This is a genomic window from Streptomyces sp. A0958, assembly GCF_004795035.1.
Taxonomy (GTDB): Bacteria; Actinomycetota; Actinomycetes; order Streptomycetales; family Streptomycetaceae; genus Streptomyces.
This window is the reverse complement of sequence record NZ_SSBK01000029.1, coordinates 56,041-81,132: the sequence shown is the minus strand read 5'-3', so window position 1 is coordinate 81,132 and position 25,092 is coordinate 56,041. Positions and strand designations below refer to the sequence as shown.

General features: G+C 69.1%; 21 protein-coding genes. 2 read left to right on the top strand and 19 right to left on the bottom strand.

Translation table 11 applies throughout. From position 1 onward, the window contains the following. Positions 1 to 726: 726 nt before the first annotated feature. Entirely contained in the window at positions 727 to 1,563 is an 837-nt protein-coding gene (locus E6P78_RS24695; RefSeq protein ID WP_136205831.1) for a recombinase family protein, read from the top strand. Positions 1,564 to 1,642: 79 nt separating this feature from the next. Here the strand turns inward: E6P78_RS24695 and E6P78_RS33610 are convergent, their stop codons facing one another. The 18 genes from E6P78_RS33610 to E6P78_RS24605 all read right to left on the bottom strand — a co-directional run bounded on the left by E6P78_RS33610 (position 1,643) and on the right by E6P78_RS24605 (position 22,541). Next, positions 1,643 to 2,131, bottom strand: coding sequence for a hypothetical protein (locus E6P78_RS33610; RefSeq protein WP_240799365.1), 489 nt, complete (start codon positions 2,129 to 2,131; stop codon positions 1,643 to 1,645). Between the two features lie 346 nt (positions 2,132 to 2,477). Then, positions 2,478 to 3,377 (bottom strand): aldo/keto reductase, encoded by a 900-nt coding sequence (locus tag E6P78_RS24685; protein ID WP_136205829.1) that lies wholly within the window; start codon positions 3,375 to 3,377, stop codon positions 2,478 to 2,480. Next, positions 3,374 to 4,561, bottom strand: coding sequence for a cupin domain-containing protein (locus E6P78_RS24680; RefSeq protein WP_136205828.1), 1,188 nt, complete (start codon positions 4,559 to 4,561; stop codon positions 3,374 to 3,376). The genes E6P78_RS24685 and E6P78_RS24680 overlap by 4 nt, the downstream gene beginning before the upstream one ends. 14 nt (positions 4,562 to 4,575) lie before the next feature. Beyond that, positions 4,576 to 4,713 (bottom strand): hypothetical protein, encoded by a 138-nt coding sequence (locus E6P78_RS32910; RefSeq protein ID WP_168712694.1) that lies wholly within the window; start codon positions 4,711 to 4,713, stop codon positions 4,576 to 4,578. A 140-nt stretch (positions 4,714 to 4,853) separates the two neighbouring features. Continuing rightward, on the bottom strand, positions 4,854 to 5,030 hold the full coding sequence (locus E6P78_RS24675; RefSeq protein WP_240799364.1) for a hypothetical protein: 177 nt from the start codon (positions 5,028 to 5,030) through the stop codon (positions 4,854 to 4,856). A gap of 297 nt (positions 5,031 to 5,327) precedes the next feature. Further along, a complete protein-coding gene (locus E6P78_RS24670) occupies positions 5,328 to 6,176 on the bottom strand; it encodes a helix-turn-helix transcriptional regulator (protein WP_136205826.1) in 849 nt (282 codons plus the stop codon). Positions 6,177 to 6,194: 18 nt separating this feature from the next. Continuing rightward, a complete protein-coding gene (locus E6P78_RS24665) occupies positions 6,195 to 6,719 on the bottom strand; it encodes a DUF6879 family protein (protein ID WP_136205825.1) in 525 nt (174 codons plus the stop codon). 572 nt (positions 6,720 to 7,291) lie between these two features. Continuing rightward, a complete protein-coding gene (locus tag E6P78_RS24655) occupies positions 7,292 to 9,223 on the bottom strand; it encodes a TIGR03960 family B12-binding radical SAM protein (protein WP_136205824.1) in 1,932 nt (643 codons plus the stop codon). Positions 9,224 to 9,273: 50 nt separating this feature from the next. After that, positions 9,274 to 10,812, bottom strand: a complete 1,539-nt coding sequence (locus E6P78_RS24650; protein WP_136205823.1) for a CYTH and CHAD domain-containing protein — start codon at positions 10,810 to 10,812, stop codon at positions 9,274 to 9,276. 32 nt (positions 10,813 to 10,844) lie between these two features. Continuing rightward, positions 10,845 to 12,035 (bottom strand): rod shape-determining protein RodA, encoded by a 1,191-nt coding sequence (rodA, locus tag E6P78_RS24645; protein WP_136205822.1) that lies wholly within the window; start codon positions 12,033 to 12,035, stop codon positions 10,845 to 10,847. Beyond that, positions 12,035 to 14,200: a penicillin-binding protein 2 gene (mrdA, locus tag E6P78_RS24640; protein WP_136205821.1), complete on the bottom strand. Its 2,166-nt coding sequence runs from the start codon at positions 14,198 to 14,200 to the stop codon at positions 12,035 to 12,037. The genes rodA and mrdA overlap by 1 nt, the downstream gene beginning before the upstream one ends. A gap of 61 nt (positions 14,201 to 14,261) precedes the next feature. After that, a complete protein-coding gene (gene mreD / locus E6P78_RS24635) occupies positions 14,262 to 14,927 on the bottom strand; it encodes a rod shape-determining protein MreD (RefSeq protein ID WP_136205820.1) in 666 nt (221 codons plus the stop codon). 11 nt (positions 14,928 to 14,938) lie between these two features. Beyond that, positions 14,939 to 15,973, bottom strand: coding sequence for a rod shape-determining protein MreC (gene mreC / locus E6P78_RS24630; RefSeq protein WP_136205819.1), 1,035 nt, complete (start codon positions 15,971 to 15,973; stop codon positions 14,939 to 14,941). Positions 15,974 to 16,071: 98 nt separating this feature from the next. Further along, positions 16,072 to 17,091, bottom strand: a complete 1,020-nt coding sequence (locus E6P78_RS24625) for a rod shape-determining protein (RefSeq protein ID WP_136205818.1) — start codon at positions 17,089 to 17,091, stop codon at positions 16,072 to 16,074. A gap of 294 nt (positions 17,092 to 17,385) precedes the next feature. Next, a complete protein-coding gene (gene ndk, locus E6P78_RS24620) occupies positions 17,386 to 17,799 on the bottom strand; it encodes a nucleoside-diphosphate kinase (RefSeq protein ID WP_018518173.1) in 414 nt (137 codons plus the stop codon). Between the two features lie 105 nt (positions 17,800 to 17,904). Next, positions 17,905 to 18,273: a DUF4233 domain-containing protein gene (locus E6P78_RS24615; protein ID WP_136205817.1), complete on the bottom strand. Its 369-nt coding sequence runs from the start codon at positions 18,271 to 18,273 to the stop codon at positions 17,905 to 17,907. 3 nt (positions 18,274 to 18,276) lie between these two features. Then, positions 18,277 to 19,800, bottom strand: coding sequence for a folylpolyglutamate synthase/dihydrofolate synthase family protein (locus tag E6P78_RS24610; RefSeq protein WP_136205816.1), 1,524 nt, complete (start codon positions 19,798 to 19,800; stop codon positions 18,277 to 18,279). 119 nt (positions 19,801 to 19,919) lie between these two features. Continuing rightward, positions 19,920 to 22,541 (bottom strand): valine--tRNA ligase, encoded by a 2,622-nt coding sequence (locus tag E6P78_RS24605; RefSeq protein WP_136205815.1) that lies wholly within the window; start codon positions 22,539 to 22,541, stop codon positions 19,920 to 19,922. A gap of 139 nt (positions 22,542 to 22,680) precedes the next feature. Between E6P78_RS24605 and E6P78_RS24600 the strand changes: the two genes are divergently transcribed. Then, on the top strand, positions 22,681 to 23,658 hold the full coding sequence (locus E6P78_RS24600) for a hypothetical protein (RefSeq protein ID WP_136205814.1): 978 nt from the start codon (positions 22,681 to 22,683) through the stop codon (positions 23,656 to 23,658). A 78-nt stretch (positions 23,659 to 23,736) separates the two neighbouring features. On the opposite strand, the gene clpX is transcribed toward E6P78_RS24600, so the two are convergent. Beyond that, positions 23,737 to 25,035, bottom strand: coding sequence for an ATP-dependent Clp protease ATP-binding subunit ClpX (clpX, locus tag E6P78_RS24595; protein ID WP_136205813.1), 1,299 nt, complete (start codon positions 25,033 to 25,035; stop codon positions 23,737 to 23,739). Positions 25,036 to 25,092 lie beyond the last annotated feature (57 nt).

Below are 25,092 nucleotides of genomic sequence, written 5' to 3'. Positions count from 1 at the left end.
CATGCGCGGACGCCAACTCGGACGCGTCCCCACCGCCACACACGACACCGACTGAACACCAGCAACCAGACCCGGTGGGTCAAAGTTCGACCGCCCAAACCGGGTCAGGATTCAGCCGCCGCCGACAGACCTACTCCTTTGGGCCGCTACGCGGCCACCTGTCGCAGCCACCAGTGCAAGGCCAGACAGTCCCTGTTCCTTGCACTCTTCCGCCGTCGCCCAGGCGGCAGGCGCAAGCCTGTGAGCAGGCACTACTCCGCAGCCGACCTGACCCGAGAGCACACCTGGAAAGGTCTGAAACCGTGGCACGATTTGAGCTGCTAATACTAGGCGGTGCGAGCTTGCCCCCTTCGGGGGTCATCCCCCACCCCCTCGCCAGCCTGCTTCGACGGGCGTAACCCGAGCGGTCCGGTCGGCGTTGTCCAGACCGTGACAAGGGATGAGTGGATCACTTACTGGCTTGCTCGCGCGCCGATGCTTGGTGAAGAGCAGCTCGAAACAGTGCTTCGGCACTTCGGTATCGAGCGCACCCCGGGCGGTGAGTGGCGATCGGCCGGCGTAGCTAAGGGTGACCAAGGACATGCGTCTCAATAACCATCGATAGTGAGACGGCTTGCCAGCTTCCCGACAGCGTCCATTTCGCTCCCGTCTCGCCGTCTCGAAACCCGTCTCAAAAGGTCCGTCTCACGACTAGTTTTCGAGACACGTTTATGAGACGTTCCAGTCATGACGAACACGATCATCCCGGCCGAACAGGTCGAGCGCCACAACTGCCCGAAGTGCCAGGCACCAGCAGGAAGCCCCTGTCGTACCGGCGCGGGCGAGGTGGCAGCGAACTACCACACGGGCCGCTTCGCCCTGGTGCCCGCGCTCAAGGCCGAGCTGACTGTGAAGACGCCCGCCGACCGCAACCCGGGCAAGGCGTGGACGCAGGGCGCACCCCTGGCACAGACACCCGACGCGATACCGGGCGCAGCGATCCGGCTTGGCTACGCCCGATGCTCGACCGTGGGACAGGAACTCCAGTCCCAGTTGGACGCGCTCGCCGGGGCCCAGTGCACGCGGGTGTTCTCAGAGAAGATCAGTACCCGTGTGAAGGAACGGCCGGAGCTTGAGAAGGCGCTCACCCTTGCTCGGGAGTTCAAGCAGGCTGCACCGAATCAGCCGGTCATCTTGTCCGCGGTCGAGATGAAGAGGCTCGCCCGTAGTGCAGCAGAGCTGATGACGCTGTCTTCCACCCTTCAAGCGGACGGCATCCAACTGGAACTTCTGTCCGGTCCTCTCCAGGGTGTGTACGACCCGAACGGGGCCGGTGCCATCGTGTTCGCCGTCCTGGCCGTGAGCGCCGAGGTGGAGCGGGAAGGCATCCGGGAGAAGACGTTGGAGGGGCTGGACGCTGCGGCCCGCAAGGGCAACCACGGAGGACGCCCGACCGTGGTGGACGACGACAAGCTAGCCGTGGCCCGTGCCCGGCACGCCAAGGGAGAGAGCGTCACAGCCATCGCCAAGGCCCTGGGGATCTCCCGGGCCACGTTGTACCGGCACCTAGGCGACAGCGCCTGAGACTGGCCTCTGCCCCCGTGCGTATCGGCGTTCGCACGGGGCAGAGGCGTCCCTGTTCACCCGTGCGTGGGGCGCAGCATCAGGCTGCCACCTCGGAGTGAGCCGGTACCGGCGGGCGAACGCCCGTCAGGATCTCCGCGCGAGAGAGCAGGCAGGGAGCAAGCTCCGAGTACCAGCCACGGGCGACGGCTTGCAGCATCTCGGCCACTGCCGCGAGTTCTCCGATTCGGCCGGCTGGACTGTCCAGGATCGAAGCGAACTCCTTACGGATGCGGTCCGCTACGCCCGGCACCAGCAGGCTGTTCGCGTGGAGTAGTCCCGCGTCGAAGCCGAGGGGCACCAGCCCCCACCGCTCCCAGTCCAGAAGGTTCAGGGGCATGGTCGTGAGGTTGCCCCAGTGCAGGTCACCGTGCCCTGACACTCGCTCCACCTTGGCCGGGGCAGGGATGCCGAGGAACTGGGGGAAGGCGCGTTCCATCCACTCGTCCCGGACGGTGACCCTCACTCCGTCCGCTTCGCTCAGCAGGCCGAGTGCCTGGCACAGGTCGTCCCACCACGCGTCGGGCAAGCCGGGGTCATGGTCTAGGTCTGCCCGGTCCGGGGACACAACGGGCTGTGCCACGTAGTCGAAGGCTTCTGCCTCGAACGCCCACTCGCCGTCAGTCCAGTCGTGCACCCCATGCAGGCGTGGGCGCGGGACAGTGTCGGGCACCAGCAGGGACGCGCCTACGATGCCTTCCCCCTGCTTCCTGCCCGCGTTCCTCGCGGCGGTGCGGCTCAGCCGTAGCCACCGGTCCCCTGCCCTCTGGCCGAGGTGACCCCCTTGGAATCCCCATGCCAGCGTGCCCGTGCACGTCAGGGCCAGAGCCTTCGCCGCCCGATCGTGAGCGGCTTCCATCAGGGCCTGTACGTCCTCACTCGGAGGAGAGTTCATCGGTTACCTTCCTGAGTTCCCCGGCCGTGAGAGGGGCAGCCAGAGCTTTCGCCGCATCGTCCCAGTGGTCGCGGGTGCTGGCCGAGGTCAGGACCACGTCGAGGCCGGGGCACGATCCGGCAACCAGCAGGGCAGCGGCTGCGGGCGACAGGCCGGGCCGGATGAAGTCCACCAGTTCCGGAGTCATGGCGCTGAGGAGTTCGCCGCCGTGCAGGGGAGCCGAACCGAAGGTGATCAGCCCTCCGTCTTTCGCGTCCATCAGCGGTCCAACGCCGTCGAGCGCCTGCCTGATCAGGTCATCCATGATCAGACTGACCGGCATCTGCAAGCCTGTGAGGTGGTGCTCTGCCGAGCCCGCCGCCTGTCGGGCAAGGGCGAGTAGCTCCGGGACAGTGAACGCTTCGGAGGTCAGGCCCGACCATGTGGCTACCCCGTAGCCGCCGATCCTGCCCGCCTGGGTGTACTCCTCCAGTGCGGCGAACGCTTCTCGCATACGCCCATGTAGAGCGGCCCGGTCGTGTCCATGGTGCTCAGGGTTGTGGACGAACACCATGTCCGCCCGGCCGAGCACGGCCAACGAACGCTCCGTCTGCCACCGAACGAAGTGCGGAGTGAGGCTGTGCCCACGGGCAGCCTCTTCCCGGCTGAGCACGTTCTCCGCCTGAGCGGCGTGCCCTTGCTTGTCCGTGAAGAACCCCGTCTTCGTCGCTACCCGCACGGTCGGATACGTGCGCAGTACCTGGCGCAGCCCCTCATGCGCGTAGCCGTGGGCGTAGTTGGGTGCCGTGTCCACCCACGGGCTACCAGCAGCCAGGGCGGTGCGCGCCGCCTGACCCACGGCACGCACCCGGTACGTCCCCAGGGACAGCACGGCCGTCACAGCGCTGTCCCCACGACCGCGACGACGTGCCCCTCGATGAGGGCCGAGACAAGCTCGGCCACGTCCTTGACCTCCAGTCCCGCACAGTCGGCCATGCCCCCGAGCGTGACGGGCGCACCGGTCAGCAGCGCACTCAGGGCAGGTTCGGCCGACTCGGCGAAGTCCCAGGCGGTACCGGCCGCCGAGAGCGTGACCGTGCCATGTGCCCCGTTGGCCGTCAGGCGGCCCCGGGAGGTAGTCACCTTGACCGTAATCCCCCGTTGTGCGGGCAGCCCGTCCACGTAGGGCAACGAGGGCATCGCGTGGCCGAGGTCGGTCGTGTCGATGGACTCCGCCCACCGCTCCACCAACCGGGAGTCAGCCATCATGTCCAGCACCTCACAACGGATGGCCCCGACGAAGTCCGACTGTTCCGCCGGGGACGAAAACCGCGGGACGTCCTTGCGCAGTGCGAGGGATGAACGGAGTTGGTCCACGATCCAGAGCATGAGGTCCGCCCCCGTGTGCGGAACCATGCCGAACGTCAGGTGAAGAGACTCCGTCCCTTGGTCGGCGGTGACTGCGTGCCACCAGCCTCGCGGCAGGTAGAGCACATCCCCCGGCGACAGGACGATGTCCGCTACAGGGTCACCCTCCGGCCGCGCTGGCGACTCCACGTCCCGGAAGGTCGGAACCTCACGAGTGGAGCCGTACAGGCGCCACCGTTTCGAGCCGTGCACCTGCATCACCACCACATCGTGGTCGTCCCAGTGCAGCCCGAAGCCTTCCCGGTCGGTCCAGGACGCGTACGCGTTGGCCTGTACGGACGTACCGAGGAACCGTTCAAGACCTTCGGCAGCCGCGCCCACCGCCGGATGGATCTTCTCCACCGAGTCGAGGACCAGCGATGCCCCGTCCTTGAGCTGAGCATGGAACTCGGCCGGCTGGATACGGGACCAGCTCACCGCGCGGCGGTTCGTGGTCGGGATCGCGTAGCGGTAAAGGGGAACCATCTCGCCGTCGAGCGACAGGCGCAGCCGGGGCGGCTCAAGGCGCTGCGAAGCGATGATCCGATTCAGGGCGTCGAAGGAGAAAAAGCCCGCCGTACCGGCGGCGCCGGGGATGTGCGCGTAGGAGCGGTGGTACGTCTGGGCAAGGAACGTGTCCCCACCCAGACGCCCCGCCCACGAAGCCGCATCAAGCATCGTGGGCTACCCCCCTAGTCGTTGCCGTCGGAACGGCCACTGGTGTTGTCCGACTCCTGCTCGGCCCGCGTCCTCGCGGCCACGATCTGCCGCTTCGCGATGAGCAGGCCACCCCCTACGGGGGCCGTCGAACCGGTGCTCTCTTCCACCATCGGACTCACCTCTCTACTCGGAAATACCCACCAGGAATCCGGCGGGAGGAACGAAGGGGCAGCAACCTGTCGAGGCAGCTACCGCGAGACAGGGACAGCCCGCTTCACCGCGGCGGGATCTCTCTCAGCGCCTCCGCGATCTACTCGACCGCGTCAGCCCGGATCATGCCGAGGTGGACGTACGCGCCTCCGGTGTTGGTCACCACCGGTCGCACACTGCTCCACGCGCTCTCGGGGATGCCCAGTGCGGCGAAGGCTGCGCGCAAGGACTCGGCCGCATCCGTCGCCGTGGTGCGCGACTGCCTCCAGGTCCGCATCTCCATCAACCCGCCACCAACTTGGGGCAGTCGTTCGCGTGGCGGTACGTGGCCACAGGTGGCCCGGATGTCTGGTCAAGGGCGATGCGACGGGCAACTTCCATGGACTTCAGAGGGCGCAGGCACTCGGCACAGTCATGTCCCGCAGGGGCATAGGTCACGTACTCCAGCGCACCCCGCTCCGGGGCCTTTTCGTTCACCCTTGCCATGCCGCCGCCTCCGCCTGCCTCGGTGTGAAGACGACGCTAGGGACCTACGGGCATGCGGCTCTACCTTGTTGCACGCTGTTGCACGGGATCACCCGAGCGTGGAAAGCGCGTCACGGATGAGACCTCTCGCCGGCTCGCCTCGCACGGCCACCTGTGACAGCTCGGCGAACGCGCGCAGATAGGTGCCGATCTCCCCAGGGGTGGTCAGGTTGATCTCGGCCGTCAGCGTCTCCACAGCCACTTGCTGATCGTCGAAGGAGTAGAACGCTTCGAGCGGCCACACCGTTCTGCGGGCCTGCTTCGGGATGATGCCGAGCGCCACGTTCGGCCGACGCATGACAGTGAGCAGATGCTCAAGCTGGTCCCGCATGGCTTCGTCATCGCAGACCCGGTAGTGGAGAACCGTCTCTTCGAGGAGCAGCGCGAAGCGGTGGTCACCCTCACGGATCACCCGTGACCTGTCGAGCCTGGCAGCCACCGCGTCAGCCACGTCATCCGGTGTGCCCTGAAAGGCCGTGATGGCTCTCAGAAGCCCTGTCGCGTACCCGGCAGTCTGGAGCATGCCCGGTATGACGTTCGAGGCGTAGACGCGGAACGAGCGGGTGCGCCGGTAGAGCGGGACAGTCTGCTCATGGACCCGCCGCATACCGTCCTTGTGGAGCTGCTTCCACTCCACGTACATGGACTCGGCGTTCCGCGACGCGGCGACTATGTCGGCCGCTTGGTCGTCTGCTCCACACGCGGAGCACCATGCGCGGATGTCCGCGTCCGAGGGCGGCGTGATGCCCCGTGCGATGCGGGAGGACTTCGCCCGGTGCCAGCCGCACCGAACGGCCAGCTCATGCCCTGACAGCCCCGCGTCTTTCATCAACCCTTGCAGGCGGGTGGCAACAGCGTTGCGCGCGGCTTGCGCGCTGGAGAGCGGGGACGAGGGCATGAGCTGACCGGTCAGGATTCAGACGGCGTACTTCTCGTGCGGGATGGCTCGCTCCCACACCGCTTCGAACGCCGACGCGCACAGCTTGGCTACATCAGGATCTTCCGTCTGGTCGGTGTGAACCCACCGGCCGATCCCGTCGAAGATGTTGAACTGGACCAGCTTGCCGTCGAACAGCCAGAAGTCGTTGCCCGGCAAGGCAAGGTCGGAGGCACTGCGACGGGGCAGCCAACGAATCTGCTCGCCGGCCGCCACGTTCGTGAAGGTGCCTGAGTGTTCGAAGGCGATGTAGTCGCTGACCGGCTCGGACACGATGCGGGCCCGTCGGATCAGCACTCCCTTTGCCGTCACCTCCTGCACGAGGTCAAGCCAGGGACGCCACCATGAGGCCCGGTCATCCGGGTTCAGCCGGTGCCCCTGCTTCCATGCGGAGAAGCCTTCGATCTCGTTGTCCACGCCGTACCCGTCGCGCATCTCCAGATGCACGGCTGACTCTCGCACTGACCTGATGAGGTCAGAGAAGTCAGTCAGACTCTGCGACACGAAGCGCCTCCCTGAGAAGCGGGACCATCCGCTTCGGAACCCTGATCACCGACTCATGCCCAGGGATCAGAACATCCTGCGAGCTTTCACCCGTGGTCTGCTCGTCTGCTGTCCACCCCTGGATCACAAGATCCTTCGACTCCTGGTCCACCCACACAGCAGGTGATCCGTGATCTCCGGACTCAGGATCTTTACCAACGAACCGTAAGGCCATGAGGTCCCTCCCTGTCGAGCCCGTTGCGTCTGGTTGCACGACCCTCACTCTGCCGGACTGTGCTGGTCAAGGGGGCGTGTTCACCCCATCGGGGCCAGGGGCGGTTGCGTCCTGGGGAGTGCATGCAAAAGGCGTCCGGCTCTGTGTCGGGCCGGACGCCCTCTACCTACCTACACCCACTCCACGGCCGAGACGATGCGCCCGCCGTCTTGCCGAGGGGCAGGAAGCGGCGTTCGCCGCAGCGTGCGCGAAGCCTGCTCACGCTCTCTCGCCCCGAGCCCTCGAAAGATCTCGGTCCGCTCCGCATCGGTCATGCCTGCGAGCGACTCAGCCATCCGCCGGACAGCATCTGCGCTGGTCACGAGGGCTTTACCACTGTGAGCGGGAGCATCTTCTTGCCACTCTCACTCAGTTGTGGCCATGTGTCGAACTGCGGGCACACCCCGCAGTCGAAGCACGGCGTCCAGCGGCAGTCCTCGACCTCGGTCTCGTCGAGCGCGTCCTGCCAGTCCTCCCAGAGCCAGTCCTTGTCCAGGCCCGAGTCCAGGTGGTCCCAGGGCAGGACCTCCTCGTACGTCCGCTCGCGGGTGGTGTACCAGTCGACGTCCACGCCGAAGTCCGGCAGCGTCGCCTCGGCGCTCTTCATCCACAGGTCGTAGCTGAAGTACTCGCGCCAGCCGTCGAAGCGGCCGCCGGCCTCGTAGACGGCGCGGATGACGGAGCCGACCCGGCGGTCGCCGCGCGAGAGCAGGCCCTCGACGATGCCGGGCTTGCCGTCGTGGTAGCGGAAGCCGATCGAGCGGCCGTACTTCTTGTCGCCGCGGATCTTGTCCCGGAGCTTGGCGAGCCGGGCGTCGGTCTCCTCGGCGCTCAGCTGCGGGGCCCACTGGAAGGGGGTGTGCGGCTTGGGCACGAAACCGCCGATGGAGACCGTGCAGCGGATGTCGTTCTGCCCGGAGACCTCGCGGCCCTTGGCGATGACGTTGACCGCCATGTCGCCGATCTGGAGGACGTCCTCGTCGGTCTCGGTGGGCAGCCCGCACATGAAGTACAGCTTCACCTGGCGCCAGCCGTTGCCGTACGCGGTGGCGACGGTGCGGATCAGGTCCTCCTCCGAGACCATCTTGTTGATGACCTTGCGCATGCGCTCGGAGCCGCCCTCGGGGGCGAAGGTGAGACCGGAGCGGCGGCCGTTGCGGGTCAGCTCGTTGGCCAGGTCCACGTTGAACGCGTCGACGCGGGTCGAGGGCAGCGAGAGGCCGATCTTGTCGTCCGTGTAGCGGTCCGCGAGGCCCTTGGCGATCTCACCGATCTCGGTGTGGTCGGCGGAGGACAGCGAGAGCAGGCCGACCTCCTCGAAGCCGGTCGCCTTGAGGCCCTTCTCCACCATCTCGCCGATGCCGGTGATGCTTCGCTCCCGCACGGGGCGCGTGATCATGCCGGCCTGGCAGAAACGGCAGCCGCGGGTGCAGCCGCGGAAGATCTCCACGGACATCCGCTCGTGGACGGTCTCGGCGAGCGGCACCAGGGGCTGCTTGGGGTAGGGCCACTCGTCCAGGTCCATGACGGTGTGCTTGGACACCCGCCACGGCACGCCCGACTTGTTCGGCACGACGCGGCCGATGCGGCCGTCCGGAAGGTACTCGACGTCGTAGAAGCCGGGGACGTAGACGCCACCGGTCCGGGCGAGCCGGAACAGCACCTCCTCGCGGCCCCCGGGGCGGCCCTCGGCCTTCCAGGCGCGGACGATCTCGGTGATCTCCAGCACGGCCTGCTCGCCGTCGCCGATGACCGCGCAGTCGATGAACTCCGCGATGGGCTCGGGGTTGAACGCGGCGTGGCCGCCCGCGAGGACGATCGGGTCGTCGACGCCCCGGTCCTCGGCAGCCAGCGGGATGCCGGCCAGGTCCAGCGCGGTGAGCATGTTGGTGTAGCCCAGCTCGGTGGAGAAGCTCAGCCCGAAGACGTCGAACGCCTTGACCGGGCGGTGGCTGTCCACGGTGAACTGCGGCACCTTGTGCTCGCGCATCAGCGCTTCGAGGTCGGGCCACACGCTGTACGTGCGCTCGGCGAGGACGCCCTGGCGCTCGTTGAGCACCTCGTAGAGGATCATGACGCCCTGGTTGGGCAGTCCGACCTCGTACGCGTCCGGGTACATGAGCGCCCAGCGGACGTCGCACTCGTCCCACGGCTTGACGGTGGAGTTCAGCTCACCGCCGACGTACTGGATGGGCTTCTGCACATGCGGGAGCAGAGCTTCGAGCTGTGGGAAGACCGAATCGACAGACATCGCGCACTTTCGAGAGCCGGCAGGGGTGACCATCCAGCGTACCGCGACGCTCAGCGTGCGGACGCCCGCCGGACGTCCGCACGCTGGGCCCGGTGCCACACCCCGGGCAGCTCGCGCTCGCTCTCCGAGGCCGCCGCCTCCTCCTTCCCGTACAGCAGTCCCCAGGTGAACGACGGCTCCCCCGCCGCATGTGCTTGGACGGCCAGGGCGCGCAGGGTCTCGCGGGCGACGACGCCGTCCTGGTGGTCGCCGAGGAGGCTCTGTACGGCCTTCAGCCGTTTGACGGACTTCTTGGCGGGCTTCCCGAGGGCGGGGCGGGCCGCCTCCGCCGCGTACCGGGCACGTTTGGCCGCCTTGCGGGCGCGGTGCAGGGCGGCGTCGCGGTCCGGTCCGGGCGGCAGTTCGAGGGCGTGCGCGACGCGGCCGGCGAGGCGCTTGTGGTCCTTGTGGACGGCGCGGGCCAGCTCCGCGCCGGGCGCGGCATCGGCCGCCGGCAGCAGGGACGGGTCCGCGAGGAACTGTTCCAGGGCGCGCAGCAGGGTCAGATAGCGCTCGGAGTCCAGGACGGCGGCCGTGCGCCGCCGCGAGCCGCTGCGCCCGGCCGCCGACCACAGCCGCAGCCGGGCCCGGGCCGGGCCGAGGACCAGGGCGCGGGGCAGTTCGTCGAGGCGGGCGCGCAGCCGGGCGTCCAGGACCTCCTGGTCGCGGTCGACGCCGAGCTCCGCCGCGAGCCACTTCAGCTCGGTGCCCAGGGGGCGGGTGGCTTCGCGGTCCAGGACGCGGCGGTACGTGCGCAGGGCGCTGCGCAGCCTGCGGGTGGCGACCCGCATCCGGTGCACGGAGTCGGGCAGGCCACGGCGGACGGCCGGGTCGAGGGCGACGACGGCCGCGGCCTGACGGCGTACGTAGGCGAGGACGTGGTCGCCGGCGGTACGCGGCTCGGCGGGGCCGTCGTCCTGGGGACGCGGCTCGGCGGGCGTCGTCTCGGCGGGCGCCGTCTCGGCGAGGGCGCGGGCGAGTTTGGAGGGGGCGGTGGAGGGCCGGATACCGGCCTCGTCCAGGTGCTGTTCCACGGTGTCGAGGAAGGCGGGGTCGCCGTCGTCGGCGAGTTCGACCTCGATCTCGGTCCAGGTCGCGGTGCGGTCGCCGCCGGACAGACGCTCGGCGTGGACCTCGTCCACGCTGAGCTCGGCGAGGGCGGTGCCGTCCGGGCCGGTGAGCAGGTGGACGTCGCGGGCGGAGCGCAGGCGGACCACGGGAACGACCGGCGTGTCCAGGACCCGGGAGCGGATCAGGGCGGCGAGGCGGGGCGGCAGGGTGTCGGAGAGCGGGGCGCGGATCTCGTCGCGGACGCTCTCGGCGACCGGGAGTTTGAGGTGCCAGCCGGCGTCCGAGCCGCCGGTGCGACGGCGGAGCGTGACGTGGCCGGCGGCGAGGCGCAGGTCCTCGGTGTCGTAGTACACGGCGTCGAGCTCCGTGACGCCCTCGTGGCCGACCGCCGCGACCCCGGCCACCCGGCTCAGGTCGGGCAGCCGGGTGGCGGCGGTGGCTTCGTACTTCCGCTCGATCTCGCGCTTGGAGTCCGACATGTAGCGAATCTAGCGCGCCGCCGGGTGACCGCTCAGGCCGTTATCGGCCGTTGCACCCGGATCGACTGGAGCAGCCCGATGGCCACCCAGACGGCGAACATCGAGGAACCGCCGTAGGAGACGAACGGCAGCGGGAGGCCGGCGACCGGCATGATGCCGAGCGTCATGCCGATGTTCTCGAAGGCTTGGAAGGCGAACCAGGCGATGATCCCGGCGGCGACGATCGTGCCGTACAGCTCGGTGGTCTCGCGGGCGATGCGGCAGGCGCGCCACAGGACGACGCCGAGCAGGACGAGGATGAGCCCGGCGCCGAGGAAGCCCAGCTCCTCGCCGGCGACCGTGAAGACGAAGTCGGTCTGCTGCTCGGGGACGAACTGCCCGGTGGTCTGGGTGCCCTGGAAGAGGCCGGTGCCGTGCAGGCCTCCGGAGCCGATCGCGATGCGCGCCTGGTTGGTGTTGTAGCCGACGCCTGCCGGGTCGAGCGCCGGGTTGGCGAAGGCGGCGAACCGGGCGATCTGGTAGTCGTCGAGCAGCCCGAGCTGCCAGATGGCGACCGCCCCGGCCACGCCCGTGCCGAGGAGTCCGAAGACCCAGCGGTTGGAGGCGCCGGAGGCCAGCAGCGCCCCGAGCACGATGACGACCATGACCATGACGGAGCCGAGGTCCGGCATCCCCATGACGACGGCCATCGGGAGCGCGGCCAGGGCGAGGGCCTTGGCCACGGTCCGGTGGTCGGGGTGCGCCTGGTCGCCCGCGTCGACGCGGGCGGCGAGCAGCATCGCCATGCCCAGGATGATGGTGATCTTGGTGAACTCGGAGGGTTGGAGGGAGAACCCGCCCGGCAGCAGAATCCAGGCGTGGGCGCCGTTGACGGTGGCGCCCAGTGGGGTGAGGACCGCCATCACGAGGAGCACGGACAGTCCGTACAGGACCGGCACCGCGCCGCGCAGCGTGCGGTGGCCGAGCCAGATCGTGCCGATCATCAGCGCGATGCCGATGCCGGTGTTGAGGGCGTGCCGGAACAGGAAGTAGTACGGGTCGCCGTGGGTCAGCGAGTCGCGTCCCCGCGTCGCCGACCAGACGAGCAGCGAGCCGATGAAGGAGAGCGCGATCGCCGAGCCCAGCAGCGGCCAGTCGAGCCGGCGCACGAGCGAGTCGCGCGCGACGAGCCGGCCCCAGACGGAGCGTTCGGGGGCGTAGCGCTGGACGGAGAAGCCGGCCATCAGTCACGCCTCCCGAGGACCGCGGCGAGCGTCTGCTCGGCGGGCGGCTTCTGCGAGGCGGGGTCGTACGGCTTGATCGTCGGGGCGTCGATGGTGCCGTCCGTCCCGATCTTCGGCAGGCCCTTCTGGGGGGTCGGCAGGAGGGCCTTCTTGAGGTCCTGCTTGCCGGTGGCGTCGAGGCCGTAGAGCGCGTCGTAGATGTTGCGGACGGCGGGCCCGGACGCGCCGGAGCCCGTACCGCCCTGGGAGATCGTCATGACGACCGTGTAGTCCTTGGTGTACGTGGCGAACCAGGAGGTCGTCTGCTTGCCGTAGACCTCGGCGGTACCCGTCTTGGCGTGCATCGGGATCTTGTCCTGCGGCCAGCCGCCGAATCGCCAGGCGGCGGAGCCGCGGGTCGCGACACCCGCGAGGGCTTCGTCTATCTCGTTGCGCGTCTTCTGGGTGAAGGGCAGCTTGCCGTGCGACTTGGGCTTGATCTCCTGGACGGTCTTGCCGTCGCCGCTGACGATCGCCTTGCCGACGGTGGGGTCGTAGAGCGTGCCGCCGTTGGAGATGGCCGCGTAGATGGTGGCCATCTGGATCGGGGTGACGAGGGTGTCGCCCTGGCCGATCGAGTAGTTGACGGAGTCACCGGCGCGCATCTTGTCGCCTTCGAGGCAGTTCTCGTAGGCGATCTTCTCGACGTACGTGCCGTCCTTCTTGCCCTGCTTGCACCAGGCGTCGTGGTTGGCCTTGGCGAAGTCCTTCTTCCACTGGCGGTCCGGGACGCGGCCGCTGACCTCGTTGGGGAGGTCGATGCCGGTCTCCTTGCCGAGGCCGAACTGGTGGGCGGTCTTGTAGAACCAGTCGTTGGGGTTCTTCTTGGGGCTGTTGCCGCCGTCCTTCTGCCACTCCTTGTGCGCGATGCCGTAGTACACGGTGTCGCAGGAGACCTCCAGGGCGCGGCCGATGGTGATGTCGCCGTAGCCCTGGGACTCGAAGTTCTTGAAGGTCTGCCCGCCGATGGAGTACGAGCTGGGGCAGGGGTAGTGGCCGTCGAAGGGGTATCCGGCGTTGACCGCGGCGGTCGATGAGATGACCTTGAAGATGGAGCCGGGGGCGGCCTGGCCCTGGATGGCGCGGTTCAGCAGCGGGAAGTTGCTGTTCTTGCCGGTGAGTTCGGCGTAGTCCTTGGCGGAGATGCCGCCGACCCAGGAGTTGGGGTCGTAGTTGGGCAGGGAGGCCATGGAGACGACCCGGCCGGTCTTGGCCTCCATGACGACGACGGCGCCGGAGTCCGCCTTGTAGTTCTCGCCGGTGTTGGTGTCGAACTCCTTGCGGGCCGCCTTCATGGCCTCGTTGAGCTCGTACTCGGCGACGGCCTGGACTCGGGCGTCGATGGAGGTGACGACGCTGGCGCCGGCCTCCGCCTCGTCGTTCTTGGCCTGGCCGATGACCCGGCCGAGGTTGTCGACCTCGTAACGGGTGACGCCCGCCTTGCCGCGCAGCTCCTTGTCGTACGTGCGCTCCAGGCCGGAGCGGCCGACCATGTCGGAGCGCAGGTAGGGCGAGTCGCTGTCCTGGGCCTTGGTGATCTCCTCGTCGGTGACGGGCGAGAGGTAGCCGAGGACCTGGGCGGTGTTGGCCTTGCCGGGTGCGGGGTAGCGGCGGACGGCGGTGGGTTCGGCGGTGATGCCGGGGAAGTCCTCGGCGCGTTCGCGGATCGTCAGGGCCTGCTGGGTGGTGGCCTCGTCGGTGACCGGGATCGGCTGGTAGGGCGAACCGTTCCAGCAGGGCTGCGGGGTCTTGGCGTCGCAGAGCCGGACCTTGTCGAAGACGTCCTTCGGCTTCATGTCGAGTACGCCGGCGAGCCGGGTCAGCACGGCCTTGCCGTCGTCGGCCATCTTCATCAGGTCGGTGCGGCTGGCGGAGACGACGAGGCGGGTCTCGTTGTCGGCGAGGGGCACGCCGCGCGCGTCGAGGATGGAGCCTCGGGCGGCGGGCTGGACGACCTGCTGGACGTGGTTGTTCTTCGCCTCGTCGGAGTACTCCTGGCCGTTGCGGATCTGGAGGTACCAGAGGCGGCCGCCGAGGGTGAGCAGCAGGGAGAAGACGAGGACCTGGATGACGATGAGACGGATCTGGACCCGCTGGGTGCGGCCCGTCTCGGGGATGTTGCTCACGGGGCGCCCCCGGTGGTGGTTCGGCCGGGGGCAGGGGGGTTGCCCTCGGAGGAATGCAGCCTCACAGTCGCTTGACTCCCTTGATCCGTCCGGCGCGTGCCGCCCGGTTGCGGGCCGCCTTCACGCGCAGTCCGCCGCGCTGGCTGCCGATCCGCAGCCCGGTGCCCGCCGCGAGCCAGCCGGCCGCCACATCGCCGTGGCCGGACGAGGACTCGGCGACGGGGTCGTTCACCGTACGCCTGGCGAGCGCCATGATCAGCGGCACCGTGAACGGCGCGAGGAGCAGGTCGTAGACGGCGGCGGTGAACAGCAGGCTGCCCAGGCCCACGTGGCGGGCGGCCGTGTCGCCGACGAGCGCGCCGACACCCGCGTACAGCAGGGTCGAGCCGATCGCCGCCGCGACGACCGCGGCCATCGGCAGGAAGGCGGACTTGAGCTGTCCGTTCTCCGGCCGGGCCAGGCCCGCGAGGTAGCCGATGAGGCAGAGCACCAGGGCGTAGCGCCCGGCGGCGTGGTCGGCCGGGGGCGCCAGGTCGGCGAGGAGGCCCGCACCGAAGCCGATGAGGGCGCCGCTGACGTGCCCGTACACGAAGGCCAGGCCGAGGACGACCATGAGCAGCAGGTCCGGCACGGCGCCGGGCAGCTGGAGCCGGGCCAGTACGGACACCTGGACGACGAGGGCGAAGACGACCAGAACGATGGAGAGCAGGGTCCGGTTGACGTGCATGGGGATCAGCTCTACCTCTGTTCGTTGACCGCGTTGTCGGCGTTCGGCGTGGCGTTCCCGCTGGGGTCCGGGCTGGGGCTCTCGTGGATGTTGCCCACGACGTTGCCCTCGGTGTCGACGATGTCGCCGTTGGGCGAGATGGTGACGGTGACGGTCGGGGTGGGCTTCGGCTTCGCGGGCGCCTTCGGCTTCGCCGGCAGGACCATGTCGCGGGGGTCCTCGCGCGGGGCCTGGACGACGACGCCGACGATGTCGAGCTTGGTGAAGCCGACGTACGGGCGGACGTAGACGGTACGGGTGAGGTCGCCGCCGGACGGGTCGACGCGGACGACCTCGCCGACCGGGACGCCGGGCACGAACGGCTTGTCCTTGCTGGAGCCGAACGTGACGAGCCGGTCGCCCTTCTTGACCTTGGCCTTGCCGTTCAGGAACTGCACGGCGAGCGGCCGGGAGCCCTGGCCGGTGGCGAACCCGAGCTCGTCGGTCGACTCCATCCGGGTGCCGACCGTGAAGTCGGGGTCGTTGGCGAGGAGCACCGTCGCGGTGTCCGGGCCGACGGTGGTGACGCGGCCGACGAGTCCGTCCCCGTTGAGGACGGTCATGTCGCGCTTGAGTCCGTCCTTGGAGCCGGCGTCGATGGTGATCGTCCAGGAGAAGCCCTGGGCCGCTCCTATGGCGATGACCTCGGCCGCCTTGATGCCGTACTGGCCGGTGGCCGACTTCTTCAGCATCTTGTCGAGCTCGCGGACCCGGCTGCGGTTGCGGTCGTCGCTGCCGAGCGAGGCCTTCAGCTCGGCGTTCTGCTTCTCCAGGGCGGCGATCTTGTCGTGCCGGGCGCCGGAGGCGCGTACCGCCCCTATGGCGTTGCCCACCGGGTCGACAGCCGACGCCACACCGTTCTCCACGGGTCCGAAGACCGTGGCGGCGGCCTGCCGGGCGCCGTCCACCGGTGACTCCTCACCGCCGCGGATGTCCACCGTGATCAGTGCGAATGCGATGGCGATCAGCAGCACCAGGAGCAGCCGGCTCTCTCGTGTGTCCCTCACGTGCGGCGGCCGTGCCTTCCTCGTAGGAATGTTCGTGCCTGTATATCAACGATCCCCCGCGCGGAACGGCAGCGTCCGCGCGGAGGGTCGTCGGGTTACTACCGTCGGGGCTGGGCGTCCAGCACCTGCTGAAGCGCCTCGAACTCCTCGACGCACTTGCCGGAGCCGAGCGCGACCGAGTCCAGCGGGTCCTCGGCGATGTGGATCGGCATGCCCGTCTCGTGGCGCAGCCGCTCGTCCAGGCCGCGCAGCAGCGCGCCACCGCCGGTGAGGACGATGCCGCGGTCCATGACGTCGCCGGACAGCTCCGGCGGGCACTTGTCGAGGGTCGTCTTGACCGCGTCGACGATCGCGTTGACCGGCTCCTCGATGGCCTTGCGGACCTCGCCGGCGGAGATGACCACGGTCTTGGGCAGGCCCGAGACGAGGTCGCGGCCGCGGATCTCGGTGTGCTCGTCCTTCTCCAGGTCGAACGCCGAGCCGATGGTGATCTTGATCTGTTCGGCGGAGCGTTCCCCGAGGAGGAGCGAGTACTCCTTCTTGACGTGCTGGATGATCGCGTTGTCCAGCTCGTCACCGGCGACCCGGATGGACTGGGCGGTGACGATGCCGCCGAGCGAGATCACCGCCACCTCGGTGGTGCCGCCGCCGATGTCCACGACCATGTTGCCGGTGGCCTCGTGGACCGGCAGGCCCGAGCCGATGGCCGCCGCCATGGGCTCCTCGATGATGTGCACCTGGCGGGCCCCGGCCTGCGTCGACGCCTCGATCACGGCGCGTCGCTCGACCCCGGTGATGCCGGAGGGCACGCAGACCACGACCCGGGGGCGGGCCAGGTAGCGGCGCTTGTGGATCTTCAGGATGAAGTAGCGGAGCATCCGCTCCGTGATCTCGAAGTCGGCGATCACGCCGTCCTTCAGGGGCCGTACGGCAACGATGTTGCCCGGCGTACGGCCGATCATCTTCTTGGCCTCGGCGCCGACCGCCAGAATTCCGCCGGTGTTGGTGTTGATGGCCACGACGGACGGCTCGTTCAGGACGATGCCGCGCCCCCTGACGTACACCAGCGTGTTGGCAGTCCCGAGGTCGATAGCCATGTCACGGCCGATGAACGACATTGAGTTCCCCTTGTTCCCCATGAGGATGCGTCGGGCCTTCCCAAGTGAAAGCGTTGATGGCTTGTTTTTGGTAGGCGAGATGGGCGCTGCGGGCGTGGAAGGTTCCATCGTAGTGCCGGATGCACCGACACAGCGCGAGGGTCCGCCGCGTTGCTGGGCAGAACGGGTGGCCGTTCCACTCATGGTGACGTTATGTCGGGGGGATGCGTTCCCGCGATCGGGGACCGTATACCGAAGGGCGACCGAATTACTTCGGTCGCCCCAGGTCATGAGCGCTGTTCGGCTGAGTGGGGTTCAGGAAAGTCCCGGAAAGAACAGCTTCATTTCCCGCTCCGCGGACTCCTCGGAGTCCGAGGCGTGGATGAGGTTCTCCCGGGTGATCGTGCCGAAGTCACCGCGGATCGAGCCGGGCGCGGCGGCGATCGGGTCGGTGGGCCCCGCCAGGGCGCGGACGCCCTCGATGATCCGCTCGCCCTCGGCCACCAGGGCGACGACCGGGCCGGACTGCATGAACTCCACCAGCGGCTCGTAGAACGGGCGGCCCACGTGCTCCGCGTAGTGCTGCTCCAGCGTGGCGCGGTCCAGGGTACGCAGCTCCAGCGCCGTGATCTTCCAGCCGGCCTTGCGCTCGATGCGGCCGACGATCTCGCCGACCAGGCCGCGACGGACGGCGTCGGGCTTGAGGAGAACGAGGGTGCGCTGGGTCATGCGGGACTCCTTGCAGGCATACGGGTGCGGTGAGGCGACATTACAGGGGCATGGCGACGGGCCCGCGGCCGGGTTTGGCGTGGTGGCCGCGAGGGTGTCCGCCGATCAGCTCCCGGCGGGCGCCTGCACGTCCGCCTGCGCGTCCGCCTGCGCCGCCCATCGCGCCTTCACCGCGTCGATCCGGCGGCCGTAGTGCACCGAGGCCCACCACAGCGCGCCGAAGGCCACGCCGAGGATGAACATCGTCGGCACCACGAAACCGCTCGCGACCAGGACGATCTGCAGCGCCCAGCCGAGCTGGACGCCCCCGGGCCGGGTGATCATCCCGCACAGCAGCACGGAGAACAGCATCCCGATGCCGCATACCGTCCAGACCGTGGCGTTCGTCAGGTCGTCGGACTTCATCGCGACGAGTCCGGCGAACCCGATCACGAAGAACTCACCGATCAGCGTCGATGCACAGAGTGTGCGCATGGGTCAGCGCCTTCCCAGGAGCAGCCGGGCCTCGCCGACCGTGATCACGGAACCGGTCACCAGTACCCCGGCGCCCGCGTACTCGTCCTCTTCCTCGGCGAGGGTGATCGCCGCCTCCAGCGCGTCGTCGAGCCGGGGTTCGACCTGCACCCGGTCGTGGCCGAAGACCTCGACGGCGACGGCCGCGAGCGCGTCCGCGTCCATCGCCCGCTCGGTGGAGTTCTGGGTGACGACGACCTCGGCGAAGATCGGCTCGAAGGCCTCCAGGAGCCCCCGCACGTCCTTGTCACCGCTGGCGCCGACCACGCCGATCAGCCGGGAGAAGCCGAACGCCTCGGAAAGCCCCTCGGCGGTGGCGCGCGCGCCGGCCGGGTTGTGCGCGGCGTCCAGGACGACGGTCGGGCTGGAGCGGACGACTTCGAGGCGGCCGGGCGAGACCACCGAGGCGAACGCCGTGCGCACGATGTCCGCGTCCAGCGCACCGGCCTGCTCGGCGCCGACGCCGAAGAACGCCTCGACCGCGCAGAGCGCCACCACCGCGTTGTGCGCCTGGTGGGCGCCGTACAGCGGGAGGAAGACGTCTGTGTACTCGCCGCCGAGGCCGCGCAGCGTCAGCAGCTGGCCGCCGACCGCGATCTCCCGGGAGACCACGCCGAACTCCATGCCCTCGCGGGCCACGGTGGCGTCGACCTCGACGGCCTTCTTCAGCATCACCTGGGCGGCGTCGACGGGCTGCTGGGCGAGGATGACCGTGGCGCCCTGCTTGATGATGCCGGACTTCTCCGTCGCGATCTCGCCGGGCGTGGAGCCCAGGCGGTCGGTGTGGTCCAGCGAGATGGGGGTGACGACGGCGACCGTCGCGTCGATCACGTTGGTCGCGTCCCAGGTGCCGCCCATGCCGACCTCGACGACGGCGACGTCCACCGGCGCGTCGGCGAAGGCCGCGTAGGCCATGCCGGTCAGCACCTCGAAGAACGACAGCCGGTAGGGCTGCTGGGCGTCGACCATCTCGACGTACGGCTTGACGTCCTCGTACGTGGCGATGAACCGCTCCGGGTCCATCGGCGCGCCGTCCAGGCTGATCCGCTCGGTGATCGACTGGACGTGCGGCGAGGTGTAGCGCCCGGTGCGCAGGTCGAAGGCGCCGAGCAGGGCCTCGATCATGCGGGCGGTGCTCGTCTTGCCGTTGGTGCCGGTGATGTGGATGGAGGGGTACGCGCGCTGCGGCTCGCCGAGCACGTCCATCAGCGCGGCGATGCGCGTCACGGACGGCTCCAGCTTGGTCTCGCCCCAGCGCCCGGCGAGCTCCTGCTCCACCGCGCGCAGCGCCTTGTCCACCTCCGGGTCGGCGGGGCGGGCGGGGACCTCGTCGGCCCGGGGCGGCCCGGAGGCGGCGCGCAGCGTGCGGCTCCCGGCCTCGATCACCGCCAGGTCGGGGTCGCGCTGGGTCGCTTCGTCGACGATCTCCGCGAAGGTGTCGTCGGGATCGGACGCGTCGGGCCGGTCGGAAGGGCGGGGCTCACTCACGGGGCCAGTCTACGGATGGCCACCGGCATCGCGCGCAGCCGCCCGGGGGCCGGACACGGCGGGGTCACGGCGAAGCCCCCGCGCCCCTCCGGCGAGGGGTCACGGGGGCTTCGCGGACGTCAGGCCTGCGGCAGGTTCGCCAGCTGGCCGGTGATCCGCTCGATGTCGGCCTCGGCCTTCGCGAGCCGGCCGCGGATCTTGTCGACCACGTTGTCCGGGGCCTTGGCCAGGAACGCCTCGTTGTTCAGCTTGCCGTTGGCCTGGGCCTTCTCCTTCTCGGCGGCGGCCAGGTCCTTCGTCAGCCGCTTGCGCTCGGCGCCGACGTCGATCGTGCCGGAGAGGTCGAGGGCGACGGTCGCGCCGGCGACGGGCAGCGAGGCGGTGGCCTGGAAGCCGTCGCCGGCCGGCTGGAGCCGCAGCAGCTGCCGCATGGCCGTCTCGTGCGGGGCGAGCGGGGTGCCGGTCAGGGCGAGCTCGGCCGGCACCTTCTGGCCGGGCTGGAGGCCCTGGTCGGAGCGGAAGCGGCGGACCTCGGTGACGACCTGCTGGACGAGTTCGATCTCCTGCTCGGCCGCGTCGTCGCGGAAGCCCGAGTCCTTCGGCCAGTCCGCGATGACGACGGACTCGCGGCCGGTGAGCGCGGTCCACAGGGTCTCGGTGACGAACGGGACGACGGGGTGCAGCAGGCGCAGCATCACGTCGAGGACTTCGCCCAGGACCCGGCCGGAGACCTCGGCCGGACGGCCGCCGCCGAAGAACGTGGTCTTGGACAGCTCGACGTACCAGTCGAAGACCTCGTCCCAGGCGAAGTGCCGCAGCGCCTCGCTGAGCTTGGAGAACTGGAAGTCGTCGTAGTACGCGTCGACTTCGGCGACCGTCTTGTTGAGCCGGGAGAGAATCCAGCGGTCGGTCACCGACATCTCGTCGGCCGACGGCAGCTCGCCCTCGATCGTCGCGCCGTTCATCAGGGCGAAGCGGGTGGCGTTCCAGATCTTGTTGGAGAACTTCGCGGAACCCTGGACCCAGTCCTCGCCGATCGGGACGTCGGTGCCCGGGTTGGCGCCGCGCGCGAGGGTGAAGCGCAGCGCGTCGGAGCCGTACTTGTCCATCCAGTCCAGCGGGTTGACGACGTTGCCGAAGGACTTCGACATCTTCTTGCCGTGCTCGTCGCGGACCATGCCGTGCAGGACGATCGTCCCGAACGGCGGGACGCCCTCGTTGACGTACAGGCCGAACATCATCATCCGGGCGACCCAGAAGAAGAGGATGTCGTAGCCGGTGACCAGGACGGAGTTCGGGTAGAACTTCGCGAGGCTGTCGGTCTGTTCGGGCCAGCCGAGCGTGGAGAAGGGCCACAGGCCGGAGGAGAACCAGGTGTCCAGGACGTCGCTGTCCTGCGTCCAGCCCTCGCCGGTGGGCGCCTCGTCGTCGGGTCCGACGCAGACCATCTCGCCGTCGGGGCCGTGCCAGACGGGGATGCGGTGCCCCCACCACAGCTGGCGCGAGATGCACCAGTCGTGGAGGTTGTCGACCCAGTCGAAGTACCGCTTCTCCATCTCCTGCGGGTGGATCTTGACCTTGCCGTCGCGGACGGCGTCACCGGCCGCCGCGGCGAGCGGGGCGACCTTGACCCACCACTGCATGGACAGCCGCGGCTCGACGGTGGTCTTGCAGCGCGAGCAGTGGCCCACCGAGTGGACGTACGGCCGCTTCTCGGCGACGATCCGGCCCTCGGCGCGCAGCGCCGCGACGATGGCGGAGCGGGCCTCCATCCGGTCGAGCCCCTCGAAGGGGCCGGGGACGGTGATGACCGCGCGCTCGTCGAGGACGGTGAGGAAGGGCAGGTCGTGGCGCTGCCCGATCTCGAAGTCGTTCGGGTCGTGGGCGGGGGTGACCTTGACGGCGCCGGTGCCGAACGAGGGGTCGACGTGGTGGTCGGCGACGACCGGGATCGTACGGTCGGTCAGCGGCAGCTTGATCTGCTTGCCGACCAGGTGCCGGTAGCGCTCGTCGTCGGGGTGGACGGCGACGGCGGTGTCACCGAGCATCGTCTCGGCGCGGGTGGTGGCGACGACGATGGTCTCGTCGCCCTCGCCGTACGTCATGGAGACGAGCTCGCCGTCGTCCTCCTGGTACTCGACCTCGATGTCCGAGATCGCGGTGAGGCAGCGCGGGCACCAGTTGACGATGCGCTCGCGGCGGTAGATCAGCTCATCGTCGTACATCCGCTTGAAGATGGTCTGGACGGCCTTGGACAGGCCCTCGTCCATCGTGAAGCGCTCGCGGGACCAGTCGACGCCCTCGCCGAGGCGGCGCATCTGCCCGGAGATCTGGCCGCCCGACTCGTTCTTCCACTGCCAGACGCGCTCGACGAAGGCCTCGCGGCCCAGGTCGTGGCGGGACTTGCCCTCCTTGCCGAGCTCTCGCTCGACGACGTTCTGCGTGGCGATGCCGGCGTGGTCCATGCCCGGCTGGTACAGCGCCTCGAAGCCCTGCATGCGCTTGCGGCGGACGAGGGCGTCGATCAGCGTGTGCTCGAAGGCGTGGCCCAGGTGCAGGGAACCGGTGACGTTGGGCGGCGGGATGACGATGGAGTACGGCGGCTTGTCGCTGTGCTCGTCCGCCTCGAAGTACCCGCGTTCTACCCAGCGCTCGTACAGCTTCCCCTCTACCTCGGCCGGCGTGTACTGGGTCGGCAGTTCGGGGTTGCTGGCTGGCTGCTGCGCTGGGTTCTCGGTCACGCGCACAGTTTAGGGCCGTCACGGTCGTGCCCCGAAACCGGTTTGTTCCGTAACGGTGTGCCTCCCGGTGGCCCGCGCCCGCGGGGCTTCCGTCAGGATGTTCGGAACGCGTAAGCATCACGAACAGGGGACACCGCAGATGAGCTACAACCAGCCGGGCCCGTACGGTGGCCAGCCGCCGCAGGGCCAGCCCGGACCGTACGGCCAGCAGCCGGGCCCTTACGGCGGGCAGCCGCCGCAGGGCCCGCCGCAGGGGCAGCCCGGCTACGGCTACCCGCAGCAGGCCCCCCAGGGCGTGCCGCCCCAGCAGCAGCCCCAGCCCGGTTACGGCTACCCGCAGGCCCAGCAGCCCGGCCCGTACGGGCAGCAGCCCCCCGCTCCCCCGTACGGCGGCCAGCCGGTCTACGGCCAGCAGCCGGGCTTCCCGCCGGCGGAGCCCCCGAAGAAGAAGACGGGCCTGATCGTGGGCGCCGTCATCGTGGCGCTGGCGGTGATCGGCGGCGGGGTGTACTTCCTGACGTCGGGCGGGGGCGGCAGCTCCATCGCGGACGACGGGCCGCACAAGCTGGTGACGCCGGAGACCGTCCTCACGGAGTACAAGAAGAACTCCGACAACTCCGGTGACGGCATGACGAAGGAAGACCTGAAGGACGCCGAGGTGTGGGGCGTCAAGAGCGCCAAATCCGCCGGCGCCTCGTACGAGGTCAAGAACGAGAGCAACCCGCTGGGCAGCAAGATGCTGAACTTCCAGGGCGTCTACGGCGCGATCGACAATCCGGAGAAGACCGTCGACGCGATGTTCAAGTACATGGTCGGGAAGTTCAAGGAGGAGAAGGACGGGCCGCAGATGATCGGCAGCCCGAAGGAGTACACGCCCTCCGGGCTGGACAACGCCGTCCTCAAGTGCCAGGAGGCATCGGCGAAGGCCGACGAAGACGCCGCGCAGGCCGGCCCCAAGGAGGTGCACATGCAGATGTGCATCTGGGGCGATCGCAGCACCCTCGGCTGGACCATGCCGCTGAACATGGCGGACGTCATGGCGGGCAAGGCCACGGCGGGCGAAGAGGCGGCGGCCCTTACCGCCAAGCTGCGTAACGAGGTTCGCGTCAAGGCCTGACGCTCCTCGGGGTACGCGAAGGGGCGCCCGGCCAACCGGCCGGGCGCCCCTTCGCGTACCTACGACTACCGCACCGCGCTACGCGGACTTCTCGTGGCGGCCCTCGTCGCCCTTGCCGATCGTGCGCGGCTCGCGCGGGACCAGGGTCGGGTTGACGTTGTTGCGGACCACGTCGGCGGTGATGACGACCCGGGCGACGTCCTTGCGGGACGGCACCTCGTACATCACCGACTGGAGGACCTCCTCCATGATCGCGCGCAGGCCGCGCGCGCCGGTCTGGCGCAGGATCGCCTGGTCGGCGATGGCCTCCAGCGCCTCGCGCTCGAAGTCCAGCTCCACGCCGTCGAGTTCGAAGAGGCGCTGGTACTGCTTCACCAGGGCGTTGCGCGGCTCGATGAGGATCTGGAGCAGGGCCTCGCGGTCCAGGTTGTGGACCGAGGTCAGGACGGGGAGGCGGCCGATGAACTCGGGGATCATCCCGAACTTCACCAGGTCCTCCGGCATGACCTCCTGGAACTGGTCGCTCGCCTGGATCTCCCGCTTGGAGCGGATCGTGGCGCCGAAGCCGATGCCCTTGGCGCCGGCCCGGGACTCGATGATCTTCTCCAGGCCGGAGAAGGCGCCGCCCACGATGAACAGGACGTTCGTCGTGTCGATCTGGATGAACTCCTGGTGCGGGTGCTTGCGGCCGCCCTGGGGCGGTACGGAGGCGGTGGTGCCCTCCAGGATCTTCAGCAGGGCCTGCTGGACGCCCTCGCCGGAGACATCGCGGGTGATCGACGGGTTCTCGCTCTTGCGGGCGACCTTGTCGATCTCGTCGATGTAGATGATCCCGGTCTCGGCCTTCTTGACGTCGTAGTCAGCGGCCTGGATCAGCTTCAGCAGGATGTTCTCGACGTCCTCGCCGACATAGCCGGCCTCCGTCAGCGCCGTCGCGTCGGCGATGGCGAACGGGACGTTGAGCATGCGGGCCAGCGTCTGCGCGAGCAGCGTCTTGCCGGAGCCGGTGGGGCCCAGCAGTAGGATGTTCGACTTGGCGAGCTCGATCGCGTCGTCGCGGTTCGCCCCGCCGCCGTTCTCACCGGCCTGGACCCGCTTGTAGTGGTTGTACACAGCGACCGAGAGGGCCTTCTTCGCGGGCTCCTGCCCGACGACGTACCCCTCGAGGAACTCGTAGATCTCGCGCGGCTTGGGAAGCTCTTCCCAGCGGACCTCGCCCGTCTCCGCGAGCTCCTCCTCGATGATCTCGTTGCAGAGATCGATGCACTCGTCGCAGATGTACACACCGGGACCCGCGATGAGCTTCTTCACCTGCTTCTGGCTCTTTCCGCAGAACGAGCACTTGAGCAGGTCGCCGCCATCACCGATGCGTGCCACGAGGTGCTTCCCCTTCGCCTGGGAGACGCCTGGTTCAGCGGCTCCTGGTGCCTCTAT

Excerpts from the sequence above, each read along its gene's own strand:
- mreD (WP_136205820.1), bottom strand. The coding sequence starts at position 14,927 with ATGCACGTCAACCGGACCCTGCTCTCCATCGTTCTGGTCGTCTTCGCC.
- E6P78_RS24615 (WP_136205817.1), bottom strand. The coding sequence starts at position 18,273 with ATGCGCACACTCTGTGCATCGACGCTGATCGGTGAGTTCTTCGTGATC.
- E6P78_RS24655 (WP_136205824.1), bottom strand. The coding sequence starts at position 9,223 with ATGTCTGTCGATTCGGTCTTCCCACAGCTCGAAGCTCTGCTCCCGCAT.
- E6P78_RS32910 (WP_168712694.1), bottom strand. The coding sequence starts at position 4,713 with ATGGTGGAAGAGAGCACCGGTTCGACGGCCCCCGTAGGGGGTGGCCTG.
- ndk (WP_018518173.1), bottom strand. The coding sequence starts at position 17,799 with ATGACCCAGCGCACCCTCGTTCTCCTCAAGCCCGACGCCGTCCGTCGC.
- E6P78_RS24695 (WP_136205831.1), top strand. The coding sequence starts at position 727 with ATGACGAACACGATCATCCCGGCCGAACAGGTCGAGCGCCACAACTGC.
- E6P78_RS24680 (WP_136205828.1), bottom strand. The coding sequence starts at position 4,561 with ATGCTTGATGCGGCTTCGTGGGCGGGGCGTCTGGGTGGGGACACGTTC.
- E6P78_RS24670 (WP_136205826.1), bottom strand. The coding sequence starts at position 6,176 with ATGCCCTCGTCCCCGCTCTCCAGCGCGCAAGCCGCGCGCAACGCTGTT.
- E6P78_RS24600 (WP_136205814.1), top strand. The coding sequence starts at position 22,681 with ATGAGCTACAACCAGCCGGGCCCGTACGGTGGCCAGCCGCCGCAGGGC.
- E6P78_RS24675 (WP_240799364.1), bottom strand. The coding sequence starts at position 5,030 with ATGCGGACCTGGAGGCAGTCGCGCACCACGGCGACGGATGCGGCCGAG.
- E6P78_RS24625 (WP_136205818.1), bottom strand. The coding sequence starts at position 17,091 with ATGTCGTTCATCGGCCGTGACATGGCTATCGACCTCGGGACTGCCAAC.
- E6P78_RS24650 (WP_136205823.1), bottom strand. The coding sequence starts at position 10,812 with ATGTCGGACTCCAAGCGCGAGATCGAGCGGAAGTACGAAGCCACCGCC.
- rodA (WP_136205822.1), bottom strand. The coding sequence starts at position 12,035 with ATGGCCGGCTTCTCCGTCCAGCGCTACGCCCCCGAACGCTCCGTCTGG.